Raw genomic sequence first — 22,732 nt, 5'->3', positions numbered from 1 at the left:
TTGGCATTAATTCAGGAAAGCCGACAAGTATAACGGGGGATAGGGGAGAGGGGTAGGAGCGAGCTTGCTCGCGAAAAACCTGAGGGCGGCGCGTTCATTCAGGATGTACGCGTTATCGTTCACGCCCTTCGCGAGCAAGCCCGCTCCCACAGGGGATATGTGTCAGCCTTAGTTCTGGTACTGGCTCAACAACCGCTCCATGCGCGCATCCAGCCGGCGCTTGATCTCGGTTTCGATATGCGGGGCAAAATCGTCGATCACGTCTTGCATGATCAGTTGCGCGGCGGCGCGCAGTTCGTTGTCCAGGTGCAGCAGCAGGGCGTCGGGGGCTTTTTCGGCGGCAGGTACGGCAACAGCCGCAGCCGGCGCAGCTTGCACCGCGGGCGTTTCGACAGGTTCCGGCGTAACCGGCTTGCCACCCACCATATCGAACAGCAGGGGAATTTGTACGTCACCGTTGACCGAATCGGTCAGCAATGGCGGTTGCAGGTCATCATCACCGAGCAGCTTGCGGATCGACTCAAGGTCATCCAGCAGGTGGTCAGAGTCTTTTAGCGGGTTTGGAGTGTCCATCGTGTGCTCAAAGTCATTGTAGCCGGTGATCTTGCAGAGAATAGCCCTGTTCGCGGTAGAAACGGAAACTCTCCCGCGCGGCCTGACGAATAGCCGGGTCTTCCACCACCACTTCCGCCACACGGGCAAAACCTTTGGCGAAGGCCGGTACTTTCAGGTCGAGGTTGACCAGCAGGTCTGTGTGATCGCCACAGCTGTCGCCCAAACCCAGTACCACCAGGCCTTCCGGCTCTGATTCGGCGGGGCCGTGGGGCACGAAGCTTTCGCCCTTGAAGCGCCACAGGCGGGCGTCGAGGTCGTCACGCTGGGCGGCATCGCTGCAATGCAGGTAGATACGGTGGCCCATGCGCCAGGCTTTTTCGGTGAGCTTGCAGGCAAAGTCCAGGCGCGCGGAAGGATCGGCGCTGGGCAATATATAGAAGTCGACTTGGGTCATTGCGGTTCCTGAGCCCCGGGCGGCTTTACAAGCGCCCGGGGATCTTCATTTTCAGGCTTTGGCGCGGTCCAGCAGGTACTGGGTCAGCAATGGAACCGGACGGCCAGTGGCGCCCTTGTCCTTGCCGCCGCTGGTCCAGGCGGTGCCGGCGATGTCCAGGTGGGCCCAGTTGAAGTTCTTGGCGAAACGCGACAGGAAGCACGCCGCAGTGATGGTGCCGGCTTTCGGGCCGCCAATGTTGGCGATGTCGGCGAACGGGCTGTCCAGCTGTTCCTGGTACTCATCGAACAGCGGCAGTTGCCAGGCGCGGTCGTCGGCAGCCTGGCCGGCGCTGAGCAGTTGGCCGATCAGTTCGTCGCTGTTGCCCAGCAGGCCCGACGTGTGGGCGCCCAGGGCAACTACGCAGGCACCGGTCAGGGTGGCGATGTCGATCACGGCTTGCGGCTTGAAGCGCTCGGCGTAGGTCAGGGCGTCGCACAGCACCAGGCGGCCTTCGGCGTCGGTGTTGAGGATTTCCACGGTCTGGCCGCTGAGGGTGGTGACGATGTCGCCCGGACGGGTCGCGCCGCCGCTCGGCATGTTCTCGGCGCAGGCCAGGATGCACACCAGGTTGATCGGCAGCTTCAGTTCCAGCACGGCACGCAGGGTGCCGAACACGCTGGCGGCGCCGCCCATGTCGTACTTCATCTCGTCCATGCCCAGGCCCGGCTTGAGGCTGATGCCGCCGGTGTCGAAGGTGATGCCTTTGCCGACCAGGGCAAATGGCTTCTCGGACTTCTTGCCGCCGTTGTATTGCATCACGATCAGGCGTGGCGGCTGGTCGCTGCCCTGGCCCACGGCATAGAACGAGCCCATGCCCAGTTCCTTGATCTTCTTCTCATCCAGGACTTCGACTTTCAGGCCCTTGAATTCCTTGCCCAGCGCCTTGGCTTGCTCGCCCAGGTAGGTTGGGTGGCAGATGTTCGGTGGCAGGTTGCCCAGGTCACGGGTGAACGCCATGCCGCCGGCGATGGCCTGGGCGTGGGTCACGGCGCGTTCGACTTCAGCCTGGGCCGCCTTGATGGTCAGCAGGGTGACTTTCTTCAGGGCGCGGGGTTCGGCCTTGGTGCTCTTGAACTGGTCGAAGACGTAGCCGCCGTCCAGCAGGCTTTCGGCCAGCAGGCGGGTCTTGCCGTAGCTGTCGCGGCCCTTGACCACGACTTCGTCCAGCGCCAGGGCCGCGTCGGTGCCGCCCAGGCCCTTGAGGGTGTTGAGGATGCCGGCGATGATCTTGCGGAACGGACGGTCGCCCAGTTCGGCGTCTTTACCAACGCCCACCAGCAATACGCGGTCGGCTTTAAGGTTAGGCAGGCTTTGCAGCAGCAGGCTTTGGCCGACCTTGCCGGCCAGGTCGCCGCGCTTGAGGACTGCGCTGATGGCGCCGCCGCTCAGTTCGTCCAGTTGCTTGGCGGCAACGCCCAGCTTGCGGCCTTCGCCGACAGCGACCACGAGGGTGGCGGTTTTCAACGTTTCGGGGCTAACGCTTTTTACAACCAGTTCCATTTTCGGGTCCCTTATAAAGGTCAGTGAGCCAGGAGTCTGTACTCCGGCTTGTAAGCTTGGCAGCCTGTAGGCCGCCCGCGACAAAGGCCGCAGTTTGAACCTCGCCGCCCGAGCCTGACAACCCTTGCGGGCAGCTTTGTGCACGCGTATGAGCAAGCTCCGTGACAGGTGCGGTCAATCACAGGATAATGCGCCATCTTTTTAGCCGGCCTGCAGCAATGGGTCGACTCGATATGCTTGCTTGTTTGGCCGCCTTAGCCTGACAACCCTGGAGTGTCTGGTTTGATCGTCTTCCGTTATCTATCCCGCGAAGTCCTGTTGACCCTGAGTGCCGTGAGTGCGGTATTGCTGGTCATCATCATGAGTGGTCGCTTCGTCAAATACCTCGCCCAGGCTGCCTCGGGTGCCCTGGATCCGGGTTCGCTGTTCCTGATCATGGGCTTTCGCCTGCCGGGCTTCCTGCAGTTGATCCTGCCATTGGGCCTGTTTCTCGGGATTCTGCTGGCCTACGGCCGCTTGTACCTTGAAAGCGAAATGACCGTGTTGTCGGCCACCGGCATGAGCCAGCAACGTTTGCTGGCCATGACCATGGTTCCGGCCACCGGTATCGCGCTGGTGGTGGCCTGGCTGAGCTTGAGCCTGGCACCCCAGGGCGCCATGCAGTTCCAGCTGGTGCTGAACAAACAGGACGCCATGACCGAATTCGACACCCTGGAGCCGGGCCGCTTCCAAGCGCTCAACGACGGCACCCGGGTGACCTATACCGAGCAAATGTCGGATGACCGTGCCAACCTGGGAGGGGTGTTCATCTCCCAGAAAAACCTCGGCCAGAACCAGAAAGACCGTGGTATTTCGATTCTGGTGGCCGACAAGGGGCGCCAGGAAGTGCGCCCGGATGGCAGCCGTTACCTGATCCTGGAAGATGGCTATCGCTATGACGGCAGCCCCGGTCAGGCCGATTACCGCGCAATCAAGTACGACACCTATGGCGTGATGCTGGCCCGGCCGGATGTCAGCGATGAGGTCACCGACCGCGACGCGATCCCGACCCCAGACCTGATCGGCAGCAAGGAACTGCGTTCGATCGCCGAGCTGCAATGGCGGATTTCCCTGCCGTTGCTGGTGTTTATCGTGACCTTGATGGCAGTGCCGCTGTCCCGGGTCAACCCGCGCCAGGGCCGCTTCCTCAAGCTGCTGCCGGCGATCCTGCTTTATATGGCTTACCTGACCATCCTGATTTCCGCCCGCGGCTCCCTGGAGAAGGGCAAACTGCCGCCGGCCCTTGGGTTGTGGTGGGTCCACGGGGTCTTCCTGGCCATTGGCCTGGGGCTGCTTTATTGGGAACCGATGCGGTTGAAGATGCGGAGTCGTCGCAGCGTGAAGGAGATGGCCCGTGGTTAAGCTCGACCGCTACATTGGTAGCAGCGTCCTGGTCGCAATCCTTGCGGTATTGGGCATTATTCTGGGGCTGGCCTCGTTGTTCGCCTTCATTGATGAAGTCGGCAACGTCAGCGATACCTACACCGTTACCGACGTCCTGAGCTACGTGGCGCTGACGGCGCCCCGTCGCCTGTACGACATGATGCCGATGGCTGCGCTGATCGGCTGCCTGATCGGCCTGGGCAGCCTGGCCAGCAACAGCGAGCTGACCATCATGCGCGCGGCGGGTGTTTCCATCGGTCGCATCGTGTGGGCGGTCATGAAGCCCATGCTGTTGCTGATGGTGGTCAGCGTGCTGATCGGTGAATACGTGGCGCCTCCAGCCGAGTCCACGGCCCAGGCCAATCGTGCCCTGGCCCAGGGTTCGGGCGATGCCCAGAGCTCCAAGCATGGCCTGTGGCACCGCCAGGGTGAGGAGTTTATCCACATCAACGCCGTGCAGCCGGGTGGCTTGCTGGTGGGTGTCACCCGCTACCACTTCGACAAGGAACGTCACCTGCTGTCGTCGAGCTTCGCCAAACGTGCGCAGTACGCCGACGAAAAGTGGCAATTGAGCGATGTGACCACCACCTATTTCCGTGATATCGGCAAGGGTGCGGCATCGACCACCGAAGTGATCAATGTGCCGACGGAGCAGTGGGATATTTCCCTCAAGCCCGAATTGCTGAATACCGTGGTGATGATCCCGGAAAGCCTGCCTATCTCCGGCCTGTGGGGGTATATCCATTACCTCAAGGACCAGGGCTTGAACAATGGTCGTTACTGGCTGGCGTTTTGGGTCAAGGTGTTGCAGCCGGTGGTGACGGCTGCGCTGGTGCTGATGGCGATCTCGTTCATCTTTGGCCCGTTGCGTTCCGTGACCCTCGGCCAGCGCGTGTTTACCGGCGTACTGGTGGGTTTCACCTTCCGTATCGCCCAGGACCTGCTGGGGCCGTCCAGCCTGGTATTCGGTTTCTCGCCGCTGTTTGCGGTGCTGGTGCCGACCGCCATCTGCGCCGTGGCCGGCTTCTGGCTGTTGCGTCGGGCCGGTTGAGCCCGCGCTTATGAAAAAAAATGCCCCGTTCGAACGATCGGGGCATTTTTGTTCTTGGTCACCATGGATGACGTCAGGTCTGCGCATCAGGTACAATTCCCGGCTATTTTTCAGCGGGCAGTCTGCCTGCAGCCTTTTTGAGTGTTGATCCGTGAGTGATTTGAGTCATATCCGCAATTTCTCCATCATCGCCCACATTGACCATGGCAAGTCGACGCTGGCCGATCGATTTATCCAGATGTGCGGCGGCCTTGCCGAGCGTGAAATGGAAGCCCAGGTGCTGGACTCCATGGACCTCGAGCGCGAGCGCGGGATCACCATCAAGGCCCACAGCGTTACTCTGTATTACACCGCCAAAGACGGTATCAAGTACCAGCTCAACTTCATTGACACCCCGGGCCACGTCGACTTCACCTATGAAGTCAGCCGTTCCCTGGCGGCCTGCGAAGGTGCGTTGCTGGTAGTGGACGCGGGCCAGGGCGTTGAAGCCCAGTCCGTGGCCAACTGCTACACCGCCATCGAGCAAGGCCTGGAAGTGATGCCGGTGCTGAACAAGATCGACCTGCCACAGGCCGATCCGGACCGCGTCAAGGAAGAGATCGAGAAGATCATCGGCATTGACGCCACCGACGCCGTCGAGTGCAGCGCCAAGACCGGCCTGGGCGTCGACGAAGTGCTCGAGCGCCTGGTCAAGACCATTCCCGCGCCTACCGGCAACTACGAAGATCCGCTGCAAGCGTTGATCATCGACTCCTGGTTCGACAACTACCTGGGCGTTGTTTCCCTGGTACGCGTGCGCCACGGCCGTGTGAAGAAGGGCGACAAAATCCTGGTCAAATCCACCGGCAAGATCCACTTGGTGGACAGCGTTGGTGTATTCAACCCGAAGCACACCGCGACCACTGATCTGAAAGCCGGTGAAGTGGGCTTCATCATCGCCGGTATCAAGGACATCCACGGTGCACCGGTAGGTGACACCCTGACCTTGAGCTCCACCCCTGACGTCGATGTGCTGCCGGGCTTCAAACGCATCCAGCCGCAGGTTTACGCCGGCCTGTTCCCGGTCAGCTCCGATGACTTCGAGGACTTCCGCGAAGCCCTGCAGAAGCTGACCCTCAACGACTCGTCGTTGCAGTACACCCCGGAAAGCTCCGACGCCCTGGGCTTCGGCTTCCGCTGCGGGTTCCTGGGCATGCTGCACATGGAAATCATCCAGGAGCGCCTCGAGCGCGAATACGACCTGGACCTGATCACCACCGCGCCGACGGTTATTTTTGAACTGGCGCTGAAAACCGGTGAAACGATTTACGTCGACAACCCGTCCAAGCTTCCGGATCTGTCTTCCATCGAAGACATGCGCGAACCGATCGTGCGGGCCAATATTCTTGTGCCGCAAGAACACCTGGGCAACGTCATTACCCTGTGTATCGAAAAGCGTGGCGTACAACACGACATGCTGTTCCTCGGTACCCAGGTGCAAGTGACCTACGATTTGCCGATGAACGAAGTGGTCCTGGACTTCTTCGATCGTCTCAAATCCACCAGCCGCGGCTATGCTTCGCTGGATTACCATTTTGACCGTTACCAATCAGCTAATCTGGTGAAGCTGGATGTACTGATCAACGGCGACAAGGTGGATGCCCTGGCGCTGATCGTGCACAAGGACAACGCGCACTACAAAGGTCGCCAGTTGACCGAAAAGATGAAAGAACTGATTCCGCGCCAGATGTTCGACGTCGCGATCCAGGCCGCCATCGGCGGGCAGATCATTGCACGGACTTCCGTCAAGGCACTCAGAAAGAACGTACTGGCCAAATGCTATGGCGGCGACGTCAGCCGTAAGCGCAAGCTGCTCGAGAAGCAAAAGGCCGGTAAAAAACGCATGAAGCAAGTGGGTAACGTGGAAATTCCACAAGAAGCCTTCCTTGCGGTGCTCAGGTTGGATAGTTAGGTCCTATGTCACTAAATTTCCCGCTGTTGCTGGTCATCGCCGTTGCCGTTTGCGGTCTATTGGCGTTGCTCGATCTGGTGTTCTTCGCCCCGCGTCGCCGGGCAGCCATCGCGTCCTATCAGGGCAGCGTCAGCCAGCCCGATGTGGCGGTGATCGAGAAACTGAACAAAGAGCCGATGCTGGTTGAATACGGCAAGTCGTTCTTCCCGGTGTTGTTCATCGTGCTGGTGCTGCGTTCGTTCCTGGTGGAACCGTTTCAGATCCCTTCGGGCTCGATGAAACCTACCCTGGACGTGGGCGACTTCATCCTGGTGAACAAGTTTTCCTACGGGATCCGCTTGCCGGTGATCGACAAGAAAGTGATCGAGATCGGTGACCCGCAGCGCGGCGATGTGATGGTGTTTCGCTACCCAAGCGACCCGAACGTCAACTACATCAAGCGTGTAGTGGGCCTGCCGGGCGACGTGATTCGCTACACCAGCGACAAGCGCCTGTTCGTCAACGGCGAGTCGGTGGCAGAAAAACTGATCGGCTCCGAGCCGAACACCCTGGGCAGCGCCGAGCTGTACCAGGAAAAACTCGGGGCGGTAGAGCACGAAATCCGCAAGGAGATGAGCCGCTACCGTTCGCCGCCTGACAACCAGTGGACAGTGCCTGCCGGGCACTACTTCATGATGGGCGACAACCGCGACAACTCCAACGACAGCCGCTACTGGGATGACCCGAATATTCCCAAGGACCTGCTGGGCATGGTCCCCGACCAGAATATCGTCGGCAAGGCCTTCGCGGTCTGGATGAGTTGGCCGGAACCCAAGCTCAGCCACTTGCCGAACTTCTCGCGGGTCGGGCTGATCAAGTAATCCATGCGGCGCTGTGAACACAGCGCCGAATGCTTTTCTGGGGCTTGGACAAAACCAGGCCCCATGCAGCAACCACCAGGATTTGAATTTGAACACAGCGTTAATCGTCGCAGGCCACCGGTGCCTCGAACTGAATGTGGGTAAACCGTGAGCGTTTCTCTAAGCCGTCTCGAGCGCCAGCTCGGCTACACCTTCAAGGATCAGGAATTGATGATCCTTGCCCTCACACACCGCAGTTTTGCCGGGCGTAACAACGAGCGCCTGGAATTCCTCGGTGATGCCATCCTCAATTTCGTCGCCGGCGAAGCCCTGTTCAATCGCTTCCCGCTGGCCCGCGAAGGCCAGTTGTCGCGCTTGCGTGCGCGCCTGGTGAAAGGCGAGACCCTGGCTGTACTGGCCCGTGGTTTCGACCTGGGTGATTACCTGCGCCTGGGCTCCGGCGAGCTGAAGAGCGGCGGTTTCCGTCGCGAGTCGATCCTGGCCGACGCCCTTGAGGCACTGATCGGCGCGATCTACCTCGACGCGGGCATGGAAGCGGCCAAGGAGCGCGTCGTCGCCTGGCTGTCGACCGAAATCGAAAGCCTGACGCTGGTAGACACCAACAAAGATCCAAAGACCCGCCTGCAGGAATTCCTGCAGTCCCGTGGTTGCGACCTGCCGCGTTACGAAGTGGTGGATATCCAGGGTGAACCGCATTGCCGAGTCTTCTTCGTCGAATGCGAAATCACCTTACTGAATGAAAAAAGCCGAGGTCAGGGTGTGAGCCGTCGTATTGCCGAACAGGTAGCGGCCGCTGCAGCACTGATTGCCCTGGGCGTGGAGAATGGCCATGACTGATTCAACCGCAACTCGCTGTGGCTATGTTGCCATCGTCGGCCGTCCGAACGTGGGCAAGTCCACGTTGCTGAACCACATCCTGGGACAGAAGCTGGCGATCACCTCGCGCAAGCCCCAGACCACCCGCCACAACATGCTGGGCATCAAGACCGAAGGCGCCGTACAGGCTGTCTACGTTGATACCCCGGGCATGCACAAAGGCGGCGAAAAGGCCCTTAACCGCTACATGAACAAAACCGCTTCGGCAGCGTTGAAAGACGTCGACGTGGTGATCTTCGTGGTCGATCGTACCAAGTGGACCGACGAAGACCAGATGGTTCTGGAGCGCGTGCAGTATGTCACCGGCCCGTTGATCGTCGCGTTGAACAAGACTGACCGCATCGAAGACAAGGCCGAGCTGATGCCGCACCTGAGCTGGCTGCAGGAACAACTGCCGAACGCCCAGATCATGCCGATCTCGGCCCAGCACGGGCACAACCTTGAAGCCCTGGAACGTGTGATTGCTGGCTACCTGCCGGAGAACGAACACTTCTTCCCGGAAGACCAGATCACCGACCGCAGCAGCCGTTTCCTCGCCGCCGAACTGGTACGCGAGAAAATCATGCGCCAGATGGGTGCCGAGCTGCCGTACCAGATCACCGTCGAAATCGAAGAGTTCAAGCAGCAGGGCAAGACCCTGCATATCCATGCGTTGATCCTCGTTGAGCGTGACGGCCAGAAGAAAATCATCATTGGCGACAAGGGCGAGCGCATCAAGCGCATCGGCACCGAAGCGCGCAAGGACATGGAATTGCTGTTTGATTCCAAGATCATGCTCAACCTGTGGGTGAAGGTTAAGGGTGGTTGGTCCGATGATGAGCGCGCGTTGCGTTCGTTGGGTTACGGCGACCTGTAACAGGTCTCCGGAACACCGCAGGACAAATGTGGGAGCGGGCTTGCTCGCGAATGCAGTGGATCAGTCACTAGATGTGTTGACTGACACCCCGCATTCGCGAGCAAGCCCGCTCCCACATTGGATAGTCGTTGTTTTCCAGACCGTGTTCCCGCAGCGAGAACCCCATGTCTCAAACCCCACCCACCGGCCAACCCGCCTACGTCTTGCACAGCCGCGCCTACCGCGAGACAAGCGCCCTGGTGGACTTCCTCACGCCCCAAGGCCGCCTGCGCGCGGTCTTGCGCAGTGCACGTGGCAAGGCCGGCACCCTGGCGCGGCCCTTCGTGGCCCTGGAAGTGGAGTTTCGTGGACGCGGCGAGCTGAAGAACGTCGGCCGCATGGAAGCTGCCGGCGCCTCCAACTGGCTCAACGGTGAGGCGCTGTTCAGCGGCCTCTACCTCAACGAATTGCTGATCCGCCTGCTCCCCGCCGAAGACCCGCACCCCGGCGTCTTCGATCATTATGCCGCCACCTTGCTCGCCCTCGCCGAAGGCCGTCCCCTGGAGCCGCTGCTGCGCGCATTCGAATGGCGCCTGCTGGATGACTTGGGCTACGGCTTCGAACTGAGCAACGACCTGCACGGCGAGCCCATCGCCGCCGACGGCATGTACCGCCTGCAAGTGGACGCAGGCCTGGAGCGGGTCTACCTGCTGCAACCCGGCCTGTTCCAGGGCACCGAATTGCTCGCCATGAGCGAAGCCGACTGGACCGCCCCCGGCGCCCTGTCCGCCGCCAAGCGCCTGATGCGCCAAGCCCTGGCCGTGCATCTGGGCGGTCGGCCACTGGTCAGCCGCGAGTTGTTTCGAAAGCCCTGACATCCCCGTGTATGCTGTGCAGCGATTCCTTCCCTCTTCAGGAGCGCTTTTCGTGACCACCAGCAATCGCATTCTTCTCGGCGTGAACATCGACCACGTAGCCACCCTGCGCCAGGCCCGGGGCACCCGTTACCCGGACCCGGTCAAGGCCGCGCTGGACGCCGAAGAAGCGGGCGCGGACGGCATCACCGTGCACCTGCGCGAAGACCGGCGCCACATCCAGGAGCGCGACGTGCTGCTGCTCAAGGACGTGCTGCAAACCCGCATGAACTTCGAAATGGGCGTCACCGAGGAAATGATGGCGTTCGCCGAGCGCATTCGCCCGGCGCATATCTGCCTGGTGCCGGAAACCCGCCAGGAACTGACCACCGAAGGCGGCCTCGATGTGGCTGGCCAGGAAGCGCGGATCAAGGCTGCCGTGGAGCGCCTGTCGAAGATCGGCAGTGAAGTCTCGCTGTTCATTGATGCCGATGAGCGCCAGATCGAAGCTTCGCGCCGTGTCGGTGCCCCGGCCATCGAACTGCACACCGGCCGTTATGCCGACGCGACCACGCCGACCGAAGTTGCCGACGAATTACAGCGCATCATCGACGGCGTCAACTGCGGCCTGGGCGAAGGCCTGATCGTCAACGCCGGCCACGGCCTGCACTACCATAACGTCGAAGCCGTGGCTGCGATCAAGGGCATCAACGAGCTGAACATCGGCCATGCGCTGGTGGCGCACGCGCTGTTCGTCGGCTTCAAAGGCGCCGTCGCCGAGATGAAAGCCTTGATTCTGGCCGCCGCCAAACATTAAAAGAGCGCTGAAGATCCAATGTGGGAGCGGGCTTGCTCGCGAAGGCGGTGGGTCTGTTACTCATGCATCGTCTGACACGCCGCTTTCGCGAGCAAGCCCGCTCCCACATGTGGCAATGCGAACCCTTACTGTTTAGGTGATGCCGGTGTATGGTATCTGCCCTTTGCGGGTCTCGGACCCGCGGCAGATACGTGAGGTTGTTGTGTCCCAATCGTTTTCCCGTCGACAAATCCTGGGTGGTCTTGCCGGTCTCGCGGTGGTGGGCGTCGGTGCCGGTGGCGCCTATCGCTACTGGCTCGGGAAGGTGGCCGAGGCCGAGGCGGGGCACGATTACGAGCTGATCGCCGCGCCGCTGGACGTGGAGCTGGTGCCGGGGCACAAGACCCAGGCCTGGGCCTTCGGCCCTTCGGCGCCGGGCACCGAGTTGCGAGTGCGCCAGGGTGAATGGCTGCGGGTACGCTTTATCAACCACCTGCCGGTCGCCACTACCATCCACTGGCATGGCATTCGCCTGCCGCTGGAAATGGACGGCGTGCCGTATGTCTCGCAATTGCCGGTACTGCCGGGCGAATACTTCGACTACAAATTCCGCGTGCCCGATGCCGGCAGCTATTGGTATCACCCCCACGTGAACAGCAGCGAAGAACTGGGCCGTGGCCTGGTGGGCCCGCTGATCATCGAGGAGCGCGAACCCACCGGTTTCAAGCACGAACGCACCCTGAGCCTGAAAAGCTGGCACGTGGACGAAGAGGGCGCTTTTGTCGCCTTCAGCATTCCCCGCGAAGCGGCCCGGGGCGGCACCGCCGGACGCCTGTCGACCATCAATGGCGTGTCCCAGGCGGTGATTGATTTGCCGGCCGGGCAGATCACCCGTGTGCGCCTGCTCAACCTCGATAACACCCTGACCTATCGCATCAACATCCCCGACGTTGAAGCGCAGATCTATGCCCTGGACGGCAACCCCATCGAACCGCGCCCGCTGGGCAAGGAATACTGGCTCGGCCCTGGCATGCGCATCTGCCTGGCGATCAAGGCGCCGCCCGCCGGTGAAGAATTGTCGATCCGCAACGGCCCGGTACGCCTGGGCACCTTCCGCTCGGTGGCCAGCACCGACACGGCGACCGAATGGCCGCCTGCGTTGCCGGCGAACCCGATTGCCGAGCCGGACCTGGCCAATGCCGAGAAACTCAACTTCAATTTCGAATGGGTTGGATCGGTCTCGGTGAACGTGGACAATAAGCCACCGAGCCTGTGGCAGATCAACGGCCAGGCCTGGGACATCACCGACAAGACCTGCGCCGACCGCCCGATTGCCAAGCTTGCAAAGGGCAAGAGCTACATTTTCGAACTGAAGAACATGACCCAGTACCAACACCCGATCCACCTGCACGGCATGAGTTTCAAAGTCATCGCCTCGAACCGCCACAAGGTGATTCCGTACTTCACCGACACCTACCTGCTGGGCAAGAACGAGCGTGCCCGCGTGGCGCTGGTGGCGGATAACCCGGGTGTCTGGATGTTCCACTGCCATGTGATCGACCACATGGAAACCGGCCTGATGGCCGCCATCGAGGTGGCGTGATGCGCCAGTTTCGCCCCACGGCGATTATCGACCGCAGCCGCGACCAGGACTTCATGCGTGAAGCGCTGGCCCTGGCTGCCCAGGGTGCCGCGCTGGGCGAAGTGCCGGTGGGCGCGGTGCTGGTGCAGGATGGCGAAGTGATCGGGCGCGGCTTCAACTGCCCCATCAGCGGCAACGACCCCAGTGCGCATGCCGAGATGGTCGCGATTCGGGCCGCTGCTCAGGCTGTCAGTAATTATCGACTGCCGGGCAGTACGCTCTACGTCACGCTGGAGCCGTGCAGCATGTGCGCTGGGCTGATCGTGCATTCACGGATTGCCCGGGTGGTGTACGGCGCGCTGGAGCCGAAAGCCGGGATTGTGCAAAGCCAGGGGCAGTTTTTTACCCAGGGCTTTCTCAACCATCGGGTGCTGTATGAGGGCGGGGTGTTGGCCGAGGAGTGCGGGACGGTGTTGAGCGAGTTCTTCAAGGCGCGAAGAGCCAAAGGCTGACACGATGCCCTGTGGCGAGGGAGCTTGCTCCCGCTGGGCTGTGTAGCGGCCCCAAAATCCGGGGAGCGCTGCGCACTCCAGCGGGAGCAAGCTCCCTCGCCACAACAGCAGTCTTATTTCTTCAACACAACAGCAGTCTTATTTCTTCGCGACAATCACCGCCCGCATCGGCGCCGGCAGCCCTTCGATGGTCTTGCTGTGATCTTCAGGGTCCAGGAAGTCGCTGAGGGACTGATACTTCATCCACGCCGTGCCGCGCTGTTCCTCGACCGTGGTCACGCTCACGTCCACACAGCGTACCTCACTGAAGCCCGCACGCCGCAGCCACAGCATCAGCGCCGGCACCGACGGCAGGAACCAAACGTTGCGCATCTGCGCGTAGCGGTCTTCCGGCACCAGCACTTGCTGCTGATCGCCTTCAACCACCAGCGTCTCCAGCACCAGCTCCCCACCCTTGACCAGGCAATCCTTCAGCGCCAGCAAATGCTCGATGGGCGAGCGGCGATGGTAGAACACACCCATGGAAAATACCGTGTCGAAGCCTTCCATGTTCGACGGCAGGTCTTCAAACGGGAACGGCAGGTGCCAGGCCTTGGGCGTCGGCAGATAACGCTGCACCGCCTGGAACTGGCAGAAGAACAACCAGTTCGGGTCGACGCCAATCACACTGTCGGCGCCGGCGCCGAGCATGCGCCACATGTAATAGCCGTTGCCGCAGCCCACATCGAGGATCCGTTTGCCCTTGAGGTCCAGGTGCGGCGCGACCCGCGACCATTTCCAGTCCGAGCGCCATTCGGTGTCCACGTGCACGCCGAACAGATCGAACGGGCCCTTGCGCCACGGGCAAAGGCCCATCAGCGCAGTACGCATTTGCGCACGGGTGTCGTCGTCGCAATCGGTATCCAGCACCAGGCCGTTCAGCAGGTCGATTTCACTGGGCATGATCTTCGGCAGCGCATCCAGCGCGCTCTGCCAGCGTTCCAGGTCGCCATGGCCTTTTTCCATCTTCGCATCGAGTTGCGCTTGCAGGCCCTGGGCCCAGACGGCCAGGGGAGTGCCGACCAGGTGGCGGGCGAGGGGAGACAGATCAATCATGGCAAGGCAATCAACGAGGCAAAGTTAAGACACTGGAACCACGGCACGACTTTCGAGAACCCGGCCGCCAGCAGGCGTTCGCGGTGTTCTTCGAGGCTGTCGGGCTTCATGACGTTTTCGATGGCGCTGCGCTTCTGGGCGATTTCCAGTTCGCTGTAGCCGTTGGCACGCTTGAAGGCGATGTGCAAATCGGTGAGCAGCGCATGTTCTTCCGGGTCATTGAAGCGCAGCTTTTCCGAAAGGATCAGCGCTCCGCCCGGTAGCAGCGACTGGCGAATGCGCGAGAGCAACGCCTGGCGTTGTTCGGGGGCGATAAATTGCAGGGTGAAGTTCAGCGCGACCACCGAAGCCGGCTGGAATTGCAGGGCGAGGATATCGCCCTCGATCACCTCCACTGGCAGCAACTCCTGGAACATCGAATCCTGGCCATTGAGGTATTCGCGGCAACGCTCGACCATCGCCGCCGAGTTATCCACCGCGATCACCCGGCAACCGTCGGTGCGCACGTGACGGCGCAGGGCCTGGGTCACGGCGCCGAGGGACGAACCGAGGTCGTAGAGCACGCTATTGGGCTGGGCAAATTGCGCCGCGAGTACGCCGAGGTTCTCGACGATGGTCGGGTAGCCGGGCACCGAGCGCTTGATCATGTCCGGGAAAACCCGCACCACGTCTTCGTTGAAGGCGAAGTCCGGCACCTGGGGCAGGGGCTGGGCGAATAGGCGATCGGTTTCTTTGCTCACGGCTGTTCCGGCGACGAAGGGGGAAAGCCGGGCATTTTAGCGTAGGAGCTGGCTTGCCGGCGATGTTCGTTAACGATGACGCGGACTTTCTGGATGAACGCGGCAACTGTGGGTTTTTTCGCTGGCAAGCCAGCTCCTACAGGTTGACGGTTTTTTTCTGAGGAAAGGAAGAGGCCGTAATGCCCCACTGCCCCAGCCAGTAGCTGACAATCAGCAAATACGGCGCCGCTTCAAACGCCACCACAAACCGATTGATCCCGATCAGCGTGTCGGAAAACACGAACGACGCCGCACCTGCGGCCGCCAGGTATGCCGAGCGCTTGGGCACGCCGCTGCCCAACCGCGCAAGCGCTCGCCACAGCATCGCGCTGATCACCAGCGCATACACCACCACCGGCACCAGCAATGGGCCCAGGCCATGGGAAATCAGAATGCTCAGCAAGATCGCGCCCACCACCAGCGCCAGTACCAGCGGCAAAATCGCCGGGCGGCGGCAGTCGCTCAAGTAGGCTTTCAGGTACGCCAGGTGCGCGAACAAAAACGCACCGAGGCCGAAGATGAACAGGTCGCCGGGCCAGGCCAGCAGCACATCGCCCACCAGGGAAAAAATCAGCCCCAGGCTGATCCAGCGTCGATAGTCAGTGGGCGGCGCATCATGCAGCCAGCCCAGCAGCGCCAGTACCGGCAATGGCTTTACCAACAGGCAGAGCAGGGTGGCGTGGGTGCTCAGGCCGTAGATAAAGGTTACCGCCCCCATCAACGCAAGGATCATCCATGGCATATCAGTTCACCGTAATGGCGCAGTCGAAGGTTTCGGCCGGTTCAGCTTCCGGCTCCCAGGGTTGTTGTGAGGTGAGGCGCAAACGGCCCTGGCCGGCGTTGAAGGCCTGGAAGCGCCAGGTGGATTGGCCGCCACTGCCGACCACGCCGGTGTCGTCGGTGTTGCTGTAGACCTCGGGGCTCAGGCTGCGCAGCACGCCGCCGGCCGAGTCCTGGATGGCCCAGCGGTAACCGGTGGTGGGATTGCTGGGCAGGGTCAGGATCAGGTTTTGCCCGGTCTTGAGTTGCAGCGGGCAGGCGCTCTGTTTTTCCACGGTGACGTTTTGCTTCGGCGCACTGGCGCAGGCGGCGAGCAGGCAAAGGCTCAGGGGGAGAAGCAGACGGGCAGCGGTCATGGGGGCTCCGTTGTTTGGCGACGAAGGGCGAGCATAACCGAAGATGAGACAAGGTGTGACAGATGGCGTTGTGTTGGCTGCACCGGCCTCTTCGCGAGCAAGCCCGCTCCCACATTCGACCGCATTCCAAAGCATGGACTCGGTCAAGTGTGGGAGCGGGCTTGCTCGCGAAGAGGCCAGCTCAGGCGCTACATAACTATCAGAACAACACCTTCGCCACATCCGCAAAGCGCTTGGCAAAGTGCACCGTCATCCCTTCCTTCAGGTACTCCGGCAGCTCTTCAAAGCTCCCCCGGTTAGGCTCCGGCAAGATCAACTCGTGAATCTTCTGGCGCCGCGCCGCAATCACCTTCTCGCGCACCCCGCCAATCGGCAGTACATGCCCGGTCAACGTCAGCTCACCGGTCATCGCCACGCCTTTTTTCGGCGGCTGGTTACGTGCCAGCGACAGCAGCGCACTGGCCATGGTCACGCCCGCGCTCGGGCCGTCTTTCGGTGTGGCGCCTTCCGGCACGTGCAGGTGCACGAAGGCTTCATCGAAGAACTTCGGGTCACCGCCAAACGACTTCAGGTTCGAGCTGATGTAGCTGTAGGCAATCTCGGCCGACTCCTTCATCACTTCACCCAGTTGCCCGGTGAGCTTGAAGCCACGGTTCAGCGTGTGGATGCGCGTCGCCTCGATCGGCAGGGTCGCGCCGCCCATGCTGGTCCAGGCCAGGCCGGTGATCACACCGGTGCCCGACAGCACTTGCTCGTTACGGAACACCGGCATGCCCAGGGAGGCTTCCAGGTCCTTGTTGCCGATCTTGATCACCGAGTCCGGCTCATCCAGCAGCTTGACCACCGCCTTGCGCACCAGTTTGCCCAGCTGTTTCTCCAGCTGGCGCACCCCGGCTTCGCGAGCGTAACCATCGATCAGGGCGCGCAGGGCGCCGTCGCTGATGGACAGGCTGTTTTTCGACACGCCGGCTTTTTCCAGCTGCTTTGGCCACAGGTGACGCTTGGCAATCGCGACCTTTTCTTCGGTGATGTAGCCCGACAGGCGAATCACTTCCATGCGGTCCAGCAACGGGCCGGGGATCGAATCCAGGGTGTTGGCGGTGCACACGAACAGCACTTTGGACAGGTCCAGGCGCAGGTCCAGGTAGTGGTCGAGGAATTCGACGTTCTGTTCCGGGTCGAGGGTTTCGAGCAGGGCCGAGGCCGGGTCGCCCTGGTAGCTCTGGCCCATCTTGTCGATCTCGTCGAGCATGATCACCGGGTTCATCACTTCCACATCTTTGAGGGCTTGCACCAACTTGCCCGGCATCGCACCGATGTAGGTGCGGCGATGCCCCTTGATCTCGGCCTCGTCACGCATGCCGCCGACGCTGAAGCGGTAGAACGGCCGGCCGAGGGATTCGGCAATCGATTTGCCGACACTGGTCTTGCCCACGCCCGGCGGGCCCACCAGCAACACGATGGAGCCGGCGACTTCGCCCTTATAGGCGCCCACGGCGAGGAACTCGAGGATGCGACTCTTGATGTCATCCAGGCCGGCGTGGTGTTTGTCGAGTACCTTGCGGGCGTGCTTGAGGTCGAGTTTGTCCTCGCCATACACGCCCCACGGCACCGAGGTGGCCCAGTCCAGGTAGTTGCGGGTGACCGCGTACTCCGGCGAACCGGTTTCCAGGATCGACAGCTTGTTCATTTCTTCGCTGATGCGTTTCTGCGCCTGGGTCGGCAGGACCTTGTCCACCAGGCGTTGTTCGAATTGCTCGACGTCGGCGCTGCGATCGTCCTTGGTCAGCCCCAGCTCTTGCTGGATGACCTTGAGTTGTTCCTTGAGGAAGAACTCGCGCTGGTGTTCGCCGATCTTGCGGTTCACTTCGGCGGAGATTTCTTTTTGCAGGCGCGCGACTTCGACTTCCTTGCGCAGCATCGGCAGGACTTTTTCCATGCGCTTGAGCATGGGCACGCAGTCCAGCACTTGCTGCAGTTCAGTGCCGGTGGCCGAGGTGAGGGCGGCGGCGAAGTCGGTCAGCGGCGACGGGTCGTTGGGGCTGAAGCGGTTGAGGTAGTTCTTCAGTTCTTCGCTGTACAGCGGGTTGAGCGGCAGCAGTTCCTTGATCGCATTGATCAGCGCCATGCCGTAGGCCTTGACCTCGTCGGTCGGCTGGGTTGGCTGGTGCGGGTATTCGACTTCCACCAGGTACGGTGGGCGGTGGTGTTTGAGCCAGGTCTTGATCCGCACGCGGGTCAGGCCCTGGGCGACAAATTGCAGCTTGCCGTTTTCGCGGCTGGCGTGGTGCACCTTCACCAGGGTGCCGTACAGCGGCAGGCTGGAGGTGTCGAAGTGGCGCGGATCTTCAGGCGGGGTTTCCATGAAGAACAGGGCAAGGGAGTGGTGGTCGGACTTGCTCACCAGCTCCAGGGTTTCGGCCCACGGCTCTTCATTGACGATCACCGGCAACACTTGCGCCGGGAAGAAAGGCCGGTTGTGGATCGGGATGATGTAGACCTTGTCGGGCAGGTTTTGCCCTGGGAGGGCCAAGCCAGTGTTGGCGGAAGTGTGTTCAGCGTTTTCCGGGTCGGCGTAGTCGTTGAGGTCGATGTCCGGGAATTCTTGCTGGTCGCTCATGGGGCACCTGCATAAGGAAGTATGCAAGTTAGATGGGGCGGGTCGGCAGTGGTTTCAATGGGTGGGGTGAGATAGCAACATATTGCACAATATTTTCAAAAGCACCGCTGAACAAATGTGGGAGCGGGCTTGCTCGCGAAGGCGGTCTGTCAGTCGATGCATCTGTGACTGATGCGCCGCCTTCGCGAGCAAGCCCGCTCCCACATTTTCGATTGCATTTCGTCAGCTGAGTTTGTGCAAGTAGGCCGGTAAAGGTTGTTCAGGCAGCACCGACAGCACCTTCAAACGCTGCAACATCCGCTGCCGGGCCCGTTGCAGGTGCTCGCGCAGGTTCAGTGCGGCGGCGTCGAAGGCGCCATGCAGCAACAGCTCAAGGATCAGCCGGTGCTCGGCCAGCATCGCCGGATCGGCACCGATGCCCAGCAGCCGGTAGAAAATCCGGCTGATGATCATCGGGCTTTGCCCCTGGCGGATCAGCGCGGCGATCTTGCGATTTTGCAGGCCGGCGAGGCAGTGCTGGTGCAGGTCTTCCTCGATCTGCTCGATCTCTTCCAGGCTGCAATGGGCGCTGTTTTGCGCATCGAGCACGCGCTGCAACATGGCGTGCAGCAGGTCGCGGTCGAGGTTCGGCGCGCTCTGGCGCAGGGCTTCGGGCTCCAGGCAGGCGCGCAGTTCGTAGTCTTCGGTGACTTCCCGGGCAGTCAGTGGCCCGGCCAGCCATTGGGAATAGGGTTCCTTTTCCACCAGGCCACGGTCCCGCAGGCGCATCAGCGCTTCACGCACCACCGCGCGGCTGACGTTGTAGTGCTCGGCGGCGGCCTGTTCATCGAGGCGATAATGCCCGAAGGCGATACAGGTCGAGAGCGCCGCGCCGATTTCCTCGACGATGCGCTCCCCCAGTGGCCGGGTGTCCACCAATTCATCTTCACCGTTGAGGCCCAGGTGCGCATGGCTCAGGGGCAGGCGCAGCGGCTCCATGTCCAGGCCGTCGGGGTTGATCAGGTAACCCCGGCCATCAAAGCGGCAGATCAGTCCTTCGTCATGCAACAGGTTCAGCGCCTTGCGCACCGGCACCCGGCTGGTGCCGAACAATTCGGCCAGCGGCGCTTCCAGCAACACCAGGCCATGGCGGGCGGTGCCGTGGGTGATGGCGTCGCGCAGAACCTGGTGAATCATCGCGTAACGGGAAGCCGAGGCTGACACTGCTTTCATCGGGCTCTCTGGAGCAAACGGGTCGGTGGCCGGGGATTCTCTCATAGTTGCGCCTGTCACTCTGCGCCACGTCGGTGGCACTTTTTTGGGGCCTTCAGAGGGTTGATGTTACTTTTCTGCACCAAAATGTATTTATTAATAAAAGATACATTATTTCATTCCAGGCGAGCCTTAAACACCAGCCGATATTTCTTTTAATGCCTGAAACCCATCTAGCCCGTGGATCTGCTCCAAAGTGCCAGGTGTGGCAACCGAGCTGTCCACGAGACTGGCACGAAAGCTGCCTTTGTAAAATGTACATTTTATTAATATGTACATTTTTCAAAGGTCATTCCTATGTCAGACGCCACTTCAATGGCCGAGGATTTCGCCAGCGGTCGCAGCGACCCGGTGCAGGTCCTGGAACAGGCACTTGCCCACGCGAGCATGGCCCCCGGCGTGTTCATCTCCCTGACCGCCGAGCGCGCCCGCCGTGAGGCCGAAGCGTCGGCTGCCCGTTGGCGTGCCGGCCAGCCGTTGAGCGTGTTCGACGGGGTGCCACTGGCCTGGAAAGATCTGTTCGATGTGGCCGGCAGCATTACCACGGCGGGCGCGGCCTATCGCCGCAATGCGCCGGCTGTCTTGCTGGACGCACCAAGTGTGGGCCTGTTGTGCCGCGCCGGAATGGTCAGCGTCGGCAAGACCAACCTCAGCGAGCTGGCCTATTCCGGCCTGGGCCTGAACCCGCATTTCGGCACGCCGCACAACCCGGCCAGCGTCGATCAACCGCGGATTCCCGGCGGCTCGTCGTCGGGCTCGGCGGTCGCCGTGGCAGCCGGCATCGTGCCGATCGCCATGGGTACCGACACCGCCGGCTCCATCCGTATTCCGGCTGCGCTGAATGGCGTGGTCGGTTATCGCAGCAGTTGCCGGCGCTACAGCCGCGACGGCGTTTTCCCGCTGGCTCACACCCTCGACAGCCTCGGCCCGCTGACCCGCAGCGTGCGCGATGCACTGGCCATCGACGACCTGCTCAATGGTCGCGAGCAGCGCCCGCCACGCCCGCCTCGGAGCCTCAATGGCCAGCGGTTCTGGGTCGAGCAAAGTGTGCTGGAAGACGCACGGGTTGAACCTGCGGTGCGCGACAACCTGCAACGTTGTGTGGACCGATTGAAGGCAGACGGCGCGCTGATTGACGTGCGCCCCTCGAAGACCTTCCAGGCCACCCTCGACCTGATCCTGCACCAGGGCTGGCTCGGCGCCTTCGAAGCCTTCGCCCTCCACGAAGCCCTGCTCGACAGCCCTGATGCCGAGCAACTCGACCCCCGCGTTCGCCGTCGCCTTGAAGCGGCCCGCACACTGCCGGCCAGCCAACTGCTGGCACTCTACGAAGCCCGTCGCCGCCTGCAACAGCAACTTGTCGACGAACTCGACGGCGCGATCCTCATCACCCCCACCGTGGCCCATGTGGCCCCGGCCCTGGCGCCGTTGGAAGCCGACTTTGAACTGTTCGTCAGCACCAACCTCGCCACCCTGCGCCTGACCATGCCCGGCAGCCTGCTGGACATGCCCGGCGTCAGCCTGCCCAGCGGCCGCGATGCCCTGGGCCTGCCCACCGGCCTGCTGCTCAGCGCCCCCAGCGGCGAAGACGCGCGCCTGCTTCGGGCCGCGCTGTCAGTAGAAACCGCACTCACTTTTTAAGGAGACACATCATGGCTAAAGACATCCTCTGTGCATTTGGCGTCGACGTCGACGCGGTCGCCGGCTGGCTCGGTTCCTATGGCGGCGAAGATTCCCCGGACGACATTTCCCGCGGCCTGTTCGCCGGTGAAATCGGTGCGCCACGCCTGCTCAAATTGTTCGAGCGCTACGGCCTGCGCACCACCTGGTTTATCCCCGGCCACTCGATGGAAACCTTCCCCGAGCAGATGAAGGCGGTGGCCGACGCCGGTCACGAAATCGGTGTGCACGGCTACAGCCACGAAAACCCGATTGCGATGACGGCCGAGCAGGAAGAAATCGTCCTCGACAAGTCCATCGAGCTGATCACCCAGGTTACCGGCAAACGCCCCACCGGCTACGTCGCGCCGTGGTGGGAATTCAGTAAGGTCACCAACGAACTGCTGCTGAAAAAAGGCATCAAGTACGACCACAGCCTGATGCACAACGACTTCCACCCGTACTACGTGCGCAAGGGCGACACCTGGACCAAGATCGACTACAGCCAGCACCCCGACACCTGGATGAAACCCCTGGTGCGCGGCGAAGAAACCGACCTGGTGGAGATCCCGGCCAACTGGTACCTCGACGACCTGCCGCCGATGATGTTCATCAAGAAAGCCCCCAACAGCCACGGCTTCGTCAACCCGCGTCACCTCGAAGAAATGTGGCGCGACCAGTTCGACTGGGTCTACCGCGAGCACGAACACGCGGTGTTCACCATGACCATCCACCCCGACGTGTCCGGCCGCCCGCAAGTGCTGCTGATGCTTGAGCGGCTGATCGAACACATCCAGAGCCATGCCGGCGTGCGCTTCGTCACTTTCGACGAAATCGCTGATGACTTTATCCGCCGCCAACCGCGTACCTGACACCCGTACCTAAACCCTGGCCAACCTCCC

Annotated in this window: 21 protein-coding genes; 12 read left to right on the top strand and 9 right to left on the bottom strand. The window is 61.7% G+C overall.

The genetic code is table 11. The features are described 5' to 3' along the window. Positions 1-168: 168 nt before the first annotated feature. From HX814_RS21980 to HX814_RS21970, 3 genes are read right to left on the bottom strand one after another with little or no spacing between them, the layout of a single operon-like run. On the bottom strand, positions 169-573 hold the full coding sequence (locus HX814_RS21980; RefSeq protein ID WP_177008183.1) for a DNA polymerase III subunit chi: 405 nt from the start codon (positions 571-573) through the stop codon (positions 169-171). 13 nt (positions 574-586) lie between these two features. Continuing rightward, the gene (locus tag HX814_RS21975; RefSeq protein WP_177008182.1) at positions 587-1,009 is read right to left on the bottom strand and encodes a DNA polymerase III subunit chi; all 423 of its coding nucleotides are present in this window, start codon (positions 1,007-1,009) and stop codon (positions 587-589) included. A 51-nt stretch (positions 1,010-1,060) separates the two neighbouring features. Then, a complete protein-coding gene (locus tag HX814_RS21970; RefSeq protein ID WP_003210444.1) occupies positions 1,061-2,551 on the bottom strand; it encodes a leucyl aminopeptidase in 1,491 nt (496 codons plus the stop codon). Between the two features lie 282 nt (positions 2,552-2,833). On the opposite strand from HX814_RS21970, the gene lptF reads away from it, so the two are divergent. From lptF to tadA, 10 genes are all read left to right on the top strand, one after another. Beyond that, the gene (gene lptF, locus HX814_RS21965; protein ID WP_003210442.1) at positions 2,834-3,952 is read left to right on the top strand and encodes an LPS export ABC transporter permease LptF; all 1,119 of its coding nucleotides are present in this window, start codon (positions 2,834-2,836) and stop codon (positions 3,950-3,952) included. Then, positions 3,945-5,024 (top strand): LPS export ABC transporter permease LptG, encoded by a 1,080-nt coding sequence (gene lptG / locus HX814_RS21960; RefSeq protein ID WP_003210440.1) that lies wholly within the window; start codon positions 3,945-3,947, stop codon positions 5,022-5,024. The genes lptF and lptG overlap by 8 nt, the downstream gene beginning before the upstream one ends. 151 nt (positions 5,025-5,175) lie before the next feature. Beyond that, positions 5,176-6,975 carry a translation elongation factor 4 gene (lepA, locus tag HX814_RS21955; protein ID WP_003210439.1) on the top strand — a complete coding sequence of 600 codons (1,800 nt, stop codon included), beginning with the start codon at positions 5,176-5,178 and terminating at the stop codon, positions 6,973-6,975. Positions 6,976-6,980: 5 nt separating this feature from the next. Next, positions 6,981-7,835: a signal peptidase I gene (lepB, locus tag HX814_RS21950; RefSeq protein WP_003210437.1), complete on the top strand. Its 855-nt coding sequence runs from the start codon at positions 6,981-6,983 to the stop codon at positions 7,833-7,835. A 147-nt stretch (positions 7,836-7,982) separates the two neighbouring features. After that, complete coding sequence (gene rnc, locus HX814_RS21945; RefSeq protein ID WP_003210434.1) at positions 7,983-8,672, top strand: ribonuclease III; 690 nt, start codon at positions 7,983-7,985, stop codon at positions 8,670-8,672. Beyond that, positions 8,665-9,567: a GTPase Era gene (gene era, locus HX814_RS21940; protein WP_003210432.1), complete on the top strand. Its 903-nt coding sequence runs from the start codon at positions 8,665-8,667 to the stop codon at positions 9,565-9,567. Before rnc ends, era begins: the two co-directional genes overlap by 8 nt. A 164-nt stretch (positions 9,568-9,731) precedes the next feature. Next, complete coding sequence (gene recO / locus HX814_RS21935) at positions 9,732-10,421, top strand: DNA repair protein RecO (RefSeq protein ID WP_003210428.1); 690 nt, start codon at positions 9,732-9,734, stop codon at positions 10,419-10,421. A 52-nt stretch (positions 10,422-10,473) separates the two neighbouring features. Next, complete coding sequence (pdxJ, locus tag HX814_RS21930) at positions 10,474-11,217, top strand: pyridoxine 5'-phosphate synthase (RefSeq protein WP_003210427.1); 744 nt, start codon at positions 10,474-10,476, stop codon at positions 11,215-11,217. A gap of 202 nt (positions 11,218-11,419) precedes the next feature. Continuing rightward, positions 11,420-12,799: a multicopper oxidase family protein gene (locus tag HX814_RS21925; protein WP_087695164.1), complete on the top strand. Its 1,380-nt coding sequence runs from the start codon at positions 11,420-11,422 to the stop codon at positions 12,797-12,799. After that, positions 12,799-13,290 (top strand): tRNA adenosine(34) deaminase TadA, encoded by a 492-nt coding sequence (gene tadA, locus HX814_RS21920; RefSeq protein ID WP_003210422.1) that lies wholly within the window; start codon positions 12,799-12,801, stop codon positions 13,288-13,290. Before HX814_RS21925 ends, tadA begins: the two co-directional genes overlap by 1 nt. 138 nt (positions 13,291-13,428) lie before the next feature. On the opposite strand, the gene cmoB is transcribed toward tadA, so the two are convergent. From cmoB to HX814_RS21890, 6 genes are all read right to left on the bottom strand, one after another. Continuing rightward, positions 13,429-14,385, bottom strand: a complete 957-nt coding sequence (cmoB, locus tag HX814_RS21915) for a tRNA 5-methoxyuridine(34)/uridine 5-oxyacetic acid(34) synthase CmoB (RefSeq protein WP_177008181.1) — start codon at positions 14,383-14,385, stop codon at positions 13,429-13,431. Then, entirely contained in the window at positions 14,382-15,125 is a 744-nt protein-coding gene (gene cmoA, locus HX814_RS21910; RefSeq protein WP_177008180.1) for a carboxy-S-adenosyl-L-methionine synthase CmoA, read from the bottom strand. The genes cmoB and cmoA overlap by 4 nt, the downstream gene beginning before the upstream one ends. Positions 15,126-15,261: 136 nt before the next feature. Then, entirely contained in the window at positions 15,262-15,906 is a 645-nt protein-coding gene (locus tag HX814_RS21905; RefSeq protein WP_003210415.1) for a lysoplasmalogenase, read from the bottom strand. Position 15,907: 1 nt separating this feature from the next. Beyond that, on the bottom strand, positions 15,908-16,300 hold the full coding sequence (locus HX814_RS21900) for a protease inhibitor I42 family protein (RefSeq protein WP_003210413.1): 393 nt from the start codon (positions 16,298-16,300) through the stop codon (positions 15,908-15,910). Positions 16,301-16,499: 199 nt separating this feature from the next. Beyond that, entirely contained in the window at positions 16,500-18,920 is a 2,421-nt protein-coding gene (gene lon, locus HX814_RS21895; RefSeq protein ID WP_003210412.1) for an endopeptidase La, read from the bottom strand. A 222-nt stretch (positions 18,921-19,142) separates the two neighbouring features. Beyond that, complete coding sequence (locus tag HX814_RS21890; RefSeq protein WP_003210410.1) at positions 19,143-20,132, bottom strand: GntR family transcriptional regulator; 990 nt, start codon at positions 20,130-20,132, stop codon at positions 19,143-19,145. Positions 20,133-20,468: 336 nt separating this feature from the next. On the opposite strand from HX814_RS21890, the gene HX814_RS21885 reads away from it, so the two are divergent. Together HX814_RS21885 and HX814_RS21880 are read left to right on the top strand one after the other, a co-directional pair. Further along, positions 20,469-21,812 (top strand): amidase, encoded by a 1,344-nt coding sequence (locus HX814_RS21885; RefSeq protein WP_177008179.1) that lies wholly within the window; start codon positions 20,469-20,471, stop codon positions 21,810-21,812. Between the two features lie 11 nt (positions 21,813-21,823). Then, a complete protein-coding gene (locus HX814_RS21880; protein WP_003210406.1) occupies positions 21,824-22,702 on the top strand; it encodes a polysaccharide deacetylase in 879 nt (292 codons plus the stop codon). Positions 22,703-22,732 lie beyond the last annotated feature (30 nt).

Origin of the sequence: Pseudomonas sp. C8002 (assembly GCF_013385765.1) — a bacterium.
In the GTDB taxonomy this organism is placed as follows: domain Bacteria; phylum Pseudomonadota; class Gammaproteobacteria; order Pseudomonadales; family Pseudomonadaceae; genus Aquipseudomonas.
Note: the sequence above shows the minus strand (reverse complement) of the source record. Positions and strands in the feature narration are given on the sequence as shown.